The sequence below is a fragment of the Streptomyces sp. NPDC059696 genome, from assembly GCF_042733745.1.
In the GTDB taxonomy this organism is placed as follows: domain Bacteria; phylum Actinomycetota; class Actinomycetes; order Streptomycetales; family Streptomycetaceae; genus Streptomyces.
On the sequence record NZ_JBHWFG010000073.1, the window covers coordinates 1 to 5,398 of the forward strand.

The window sequence follows — 5,398 nt, forward strand, 5'->3', positions numbered from 1 at the left end:
GCGGCTCCCCTATAACCGGCTGTTTCACGGCGGCCCCCGGGGGCCCCCCTCGGGTGCCCACGGGCCGAACAGTCGATGGGGGCCCCCCACCCTTCTTTTTGGGGTGCGGGCACCGCCTGTCTGTGCGACATCCCGTGCGTTCCCCTGAGACCCGGAGGGAGTCCGGCCTGCTGGCCAGGGAGGTAGTCAGTCTCTCGGCAGTCCGGTGTCCGGTCGGGGCCTGCCTGACAGAACCAGGCAGACCCCAAATGACTTGGCGTCAACTCACGGAAGCGAGCGCGTCAGTAGTCATTGCAGGGCGTTTCGATCGTCTCCTCTCCGGAGATGTTCCCCTCATAGATCCAGCCGTAGGGCGCCGCGCCTCCCGTGCTGACGTAGTACCACCAATATCCCGAGGACGGGTTCTGGTACCGGCACCAGCCGCCGAGTCGTTGGCCCACATAGAGCCTGGAGGAGACATCGCCGCAGGCGCTACTCGGGCCGGACCTGAGAGCGATGGACCTTGTTACGTCCGCGCCCCCAAAACCGTTCGACGTGGGCTCGGCATTGCAGGCCAGGGTGCCGATGGGGGCGTTCGACGGCGTGAAGTTCGGTGCTTCGTTCGCCACGCTGGCGGATGGGTTCGGCGTTGCCGCATGGGTGGGCGCGACCATCGCGCCGAGAGCAAGCATGCTGCTGAGAGCAGCAGTCACGAAAGTATGTCGTGCACGCATGGGCGAGCTCCTTCAGGGCCGGTTTCCAACTCAGGTCCAGCCCGCTGCGTTGAGAGCTGTTCATCGACGCAGCGGGCCGTGCCGTGGCGACCGTCTGGCCAGCCAGGCACCACACAGACTGCTGACATCGGCAGGCTGAAACAACGAGAGCCGACTGTCCCGGACAGTCGCCGACTGTCCGGGCTGGTCCGGGCCTTGTCCGGATTACGTCCCGGACAGAGCCGCCGCAGTAAATGCCGGATTTACTGCGGCAGAGCCCCTACCGTGATCACCGCGACCTGCGGCGGACGATTCCGGCCGCAGAGGTGAGGTGTACGCATTTACTGAGCATTTTCAGCGTTGCCGCTCCAGGGTGAGGACGGTTTTGGTGATGAGGGTCATGCGGTTGGGGCTGATGCGGGATCTGCGGAAGATCTGCCAGGACTTCAGCCGTGCCATGCCGCGTTCGACCGGTGCCCTCGCCGCGGCCAGGGCTCGGTTGACGGTGCGCTGGGTGAGAGTGAGTTCACCGCCCGGCGGGCGTTTGAGTCCGGTGGTGACCCAGGGGCCGGCGCCCGTGTAGGCACGGTCGGCGAGGACGGGGACGCCCTGGCGTTCGCAGATCCGGATGATGCGGTGGGTGCGGGCCGCGGTGAGGTCGTGAGTGCGGCCCGGCAGGGCGGGCGAGATCCATAGCAGCTCGCCGGTCGGATCGGTGACGACTTGGACGTTCACGCCGTGCCGGCGGTGCTTGGCCGAGTAGTCCGCCCGGCTGTCGCCGACGCGGTCGCATTCGGCAAGGGTTCCGTCCAGCAGGACGAACTCCGGATCGTGCTCACGCAGCGTCTTGAGGAGGCCGGGGGCTCGTTCGGAGAGCAGGCCGGTCACGACGGTGACGTACGCGTGGGGGGTGCCGAGGGATATCCCGAACCCGGCCGCGATCCGGGCGAGGGTGTTGTGGCGGCGCAGGTACACCAGAGCGACGAGCGCACGTTGGTGCGGCGGGAGCTTGCAGCGGCGGTCACCCTCGCGGGTGACGACGAGCATGGTGACCCACTCGACCAGAGCGTGAGGGAGGTCGAGTGCGGCAGGATAGGGAACCAACAGGGCTCCAGTGCCGGTGGGTTGAGACGTCGAACACCTCCCTCAACGGCACGGGGGCCTTGTGCGTTGCGGCCCCCACCTCGACCTGACCGGCGTCACCCGATCAGTAGCCACGCTGAAAACGCTCACTGTCATGAGAGCGGTACATCGCAGATGAGCGACAGCTTCAGCTCTCCCTTCCGCCGGCAGCGTGCAGGGCTGGGCAGGGTCGTCAGCTGGCCTCAGACGCGCCCTGGATAAAAGTTCAAGAAATCAATAAATGCGGCCCAGTCCATGAGTCCAAAGTAATTATGGATTTCCCTGAAGGGGCATTCTGGCCGTTTTAGAGGCTGTTGCCCATAGCCCTCGAATGCCGTACAGTAATAAGTATCGAGGGGGGAATGAGCCCCTCTCTGGACCCCCAGGAACCGTAAAGGAGCCTAGGTATGTCAAAAATAGAAACTAATGGAGTAAATATATGCGTAAATTTGGAAAGCGTCACGAGATTATATTGGCTGTTTATTTCCTTGCCTGTCAGCTAGCCCTCGAAATCGTGGGAGCCTCTCTGTACGTTCAGATTTCTTTTGCTTTTGTTGAATTTGTTGCAGCAATTGTTGTCATTCTTCGTAAGACTGGAGGTATGAATAAAAGCGGCTGAGTAGCGCCTTCAGCGGCTGCTGGAAGGTATGACCCGGCGGCGTCAGGGCTTGATGAGGGCGGGAGTGGCGGGGCTGTTGGAGGTGGGTGGCCAGTGCTGCCCTTCTCCCGCAGCCCCCCCCGGGGGCTCCGTCCCCGAAGTGCAGACCTGAGCATTAGGCGGTTGGCCGGGATGGTTGCCGCCGGTGGAGACAAAGCCCTTGAGCTGAGCCAGCACGGAAGCGACGGGGAAATCTGGGCCCTCGCGATTCCTGGTGGTTGGCGTGCGTGCCTGGGGCGGTCAGTGGCCGGTGGGGGTCGCCCGGGGCGGGCGTTTCGTCACCGGCGCCATACCGGTCGCCCGCCCCGGGCGTCGGGAAGCCTTTCTAGAAAGACGGAAAAATCCCTGCGATATGTCGGTGGATTGGTGGCGGTGAGGGTTGATCAGGCAGGGCGTTTTTCTGCAGCTCTGTGGTCTATGGCGGTGGCCAGCCGTTGACGTCAGGTGGTGTCTTGTGCCCAGGTGACCGACGCGGAGCGGTGCATTTGCGGGGGGCTTGGTGTCATGAAGGCGGTGTACCGCAGTCGGCCTGTTCCTGGGTGGGCTGGTGGGGTTATGGCGCTGAGGGTGGTGTTTCGTTCGTGCCTGTGCCGAGGGTACGGCGGGGGCCGGGGAGGGGCGCGGGGCGTGTGCCGAGGGCTCCTCGGGCTCGGAGGTTGTCGAGGTCGGGGAGGCGGATGCTGGGGAGGGCTTCGAGGATGTCCGCGGTTGTGGCGCGGACGGAGGGCGCGGGAGTGGCGGGGCCGGAGCCCAGCGGGCGCCGTGGCGAGGAAGGTGTTGCGTCGAACTTCGAGTCGCTGTTCGTCATGCCGCCCCGCCCCGCTTCGTGAACTGATCACCGCACGAGCAATCTAGCGTCCTGGTTTTCCCTGGACCACGGCTCCCGGCTCCAGGGCGTCAGGGTCGCGCCGCTAGCCCCTGCCCGCCAAGTGCCCACCAGTCGCGCTTACGCGGAGGGAGCCGCCCCATGTCCTCGCTCGTCCTGCTCGTCGCCGTGCTCCTGGTCCTCGCCGTCCTGGTTGTGGCCCTGCTCGTCGATCTCGTGCGCTGTTACCAGGAGGCGGCAATCCCGATGCTCGTCGGGCTCGGCGGTATGGCCGCGGTCGGGATGGTCATCGTCCCGATCGTGTTCCGGTGAGATCCCGCGTCCTGCGGGGCATGCCTTCCTTCGAGAAGGGCTTGCCCGGGGGCGGGGCAGGCTTGCCTGCGGGCTGTGACCTGCGGGGGTCGGGGATTGGGTCAGCGCCGCCCCGGGTGGTTGGGGTGCTGTTGCTGGGCGTTCTGTTGGCGGTGGTGGTCGCGGTTGTCGGTGTAGGTCATTCCGTTGTCGTGCGGGGGGTGGCGGTGGTGTGCCGGTCGGCGGCGGTCGGGCTCGGGGACCTGTCCCTCTGCCCGGCGCGGGGGCTGGTTGTGCAGCGGGTTGTCCATCGGGTTGTTTTCGATGTCGCGTAACGGGTTGTGCAACAGGTTGCGTACCGGGTTTCCGGGGTGGGCCGTCGCCGCAGGTCGGGGCCGGTGGGTCAGCGGCCGGGCCGTTCCGACACCTCTTTCTCCGCACCAGCGGGAGCAAGAGGGCGTTGCCTTGCCGGGGCGGTGGCCAGCGGGCGGGGCCGTTCCGGTGCTCTTGGTGGTGGTGCGGCTCGGTCTCGGAGCGGCTCCTCGGCGGTGAGTGGGGCGCGGGCATGGTCACGGGGGAGGGGGCGATGCTGCGCTGGCCATTGAGGGCGTCGCGGCGGCCGGAGGGCCGACCGGGGCAGGGGACTGGACTCCGGCGCTCCTGGCGGGCCCTGTGAATGGGTGCGCCGGTGACATCGGATGGTCATCACCAGGAATGGGAGCGCTCTTTCTGCTCAGAGTGCACCGCAGTAGTGATCATGGCTATCGCGCGGTGACCAAGCCGCTTCCGCCGGATGTCCATCGTGGGGATGGCCGGCTGCCATGGGCTCGCCTGTTCACACCCTGTGGTCGGACCGGACGGTGGGGGTCCGGAAAAAGGATGTGTCCGGGGGTGTCCGAGCGTCTTCGTACCCTCGTAGAACGAGGTGTGCGGCGCAATCGCATCGCGCACCCGCCTCCCGGCCCTCCTGCCGGGGTCGGGCAAATGAATGGGGAAGCCGTGTACTCCACGACGTCTCTGTGCACGACGCGTTGCCTGCTCGGGGCCTTCCCCGAGCAGACGGCCGTCGTGCAGGAATGCAAGGGAGCCTTCGGCTCCGCCATCGGCTCTCACGACACGCTCGGTGCGATCTGCATGCTCGACGCAGAGTTCACTCGGTTCGTGGCGGAGACCGAAACCATGCTCTACCGGCACGCCTTCCGTCTGTGCGGGAACCATGCGCAGGCGCAGGATCTGGTGCAGTCGGGTTACCTCAAGATCTGGACCAGTTTGCTGGCCCACGGTCCCAAGGACCTGAACCACCAGAGGGCTCTGGCGTACACCGCCGTCAGGCACGAGTACTACGACTTCTTGAAGAAGAAGTCGAACGGGTACGTGCCGACCGACCTCGCCGATTATGACGCGGCCGGTGACGGGATGGTTGACGATGAGCTCATCGTGGCCGAGAACGCGCGTGAGGTTCTGAAGGCGATCGATCAGCTTCCCGATACGCTTCGGGATCTGATTACCGCCGTCTATATCGACGGAGCCACAGTGGCAGCGTTCGCCGAATCTGGAAACATTGCTCCGAAGACTGCTAGCCGCTACCACCTCAAGGCTCTGAAGCTCTTGCGTGAAATTCTCGGAGAGCAGTAAAAAAGAAGGAGGCAGACAATGGACGCCCTGACAAAGCGTCTGAGTCAGGCCGCCGATTACCTCAAGAGGGAGTCCGACGCCGCCCTTCAGGACCTGCTGGCCGAGACATTCTGTGCGGTCCAAAGTTCCAAGGGCGGCGTCGGGGAACTCGACCGGAGGGGGGAAGGCCTCGCC

The 5,398-nt window shown here is 65.4% G+C and carries 5 protein-coding genes; 2 read left to right on the plus strand and 3 right to left on the minus strand.

The window, feature by feature from the left end; translation table 11 throughout:
- Window positions 1–281 precede the first annotated feature (281 nt).
- Window positions 282–713 (minus strand): hypothetical protein, encoded by a 432-nt coding sequence (locus tag ACFV20_RS36410; protein WP_073772426.1) that lies wholly within the window; start codon window positions 711–713, stop codon window positions 282–284.
- Window positions 714–1,046: 333 nt separating this feature from the next.
- Window positions 1,047–1,796, minus strand: coding sequence for a transposase family protein (locus tag ACFV20_RS36415; RefSeq protein WP_385665362.1), 750 nt, complete (start codon window positions 1,794–1,796; stop codon window positions 1,047–1,049).
- Between the two features lie 1,643 nt (window positions 1,797–3,439).
- Here ACFV20_RS36415 and ACFV20_RS36420 point away from each other — a divergent pair.
- Window positions 3,440–3,610, plus strand: coding sequence for a hypothetical protein (locus tag ACFV20_RS36420; RefSeq protein WP_158072203.1), 171 nt, complete (start codon window positions 3,440–3,442; stop codon window positions 3,608–3,610).
- 101 nt (window positions 3,611–3,711) lie between these two features.
- Here ACFV20_RS36420 and ACFV20_RS36425 read toward each other — a convergent pair whose 3' ends face one another.
- A complete protein-coding gene (locus ACFV20_RS36425) occupies window positions 3,712–3,900 on the minus strand; it encodes a hypothetical protein (protein ID WP_143203777.1) in 189 nt (62 codons plus the stop codon).
- A 688-nt stretch (window positions 3,901–4,588) separates the two neighbouring features.
- Here ACFV20_RS36425 and ACFV20_RS36430 point away from each other — a divergent pair.
- Window positions 4,589–5,224 carry an RNA polymerase sigma factor gene (locus ACFV20_RS36430; protein ID WP_073772423.1) on the plus strand — a complete coding sequence of 212 codons (636 nt, stop codon included), beginning with the start codon at window positions 4,589–4,591 and terminating at the stop codon, window positions 5,222–5,224.
- Window positions 5,225–5,398 lie beyond the last annotated feature (174 nt).

Coding starts and splice junctions, on each gene's coding strand:
- ACFV20_RS36420 (WP_158072203.1), top strand. CDS start 3,440: ATGTCCTCGCTCGTCCTGCTCGTCGCCGTGCTCCTGGTCCTCGCCGTC.
- ACFV20_RS36410 (WP_073772426.1), bottom strand. CDS start 713: ATGCGTGCACGACATACTTTCGTGACTGCTGCTCTCAGCAGCATGCTT.
- ACFV20_RS36425 (WP_143203777.1), bottom strand. CDS start 3,900: ATGGACAACCCGCTGCACAACCAGCCCCCGCGCCGGGCAGAGGGACAG.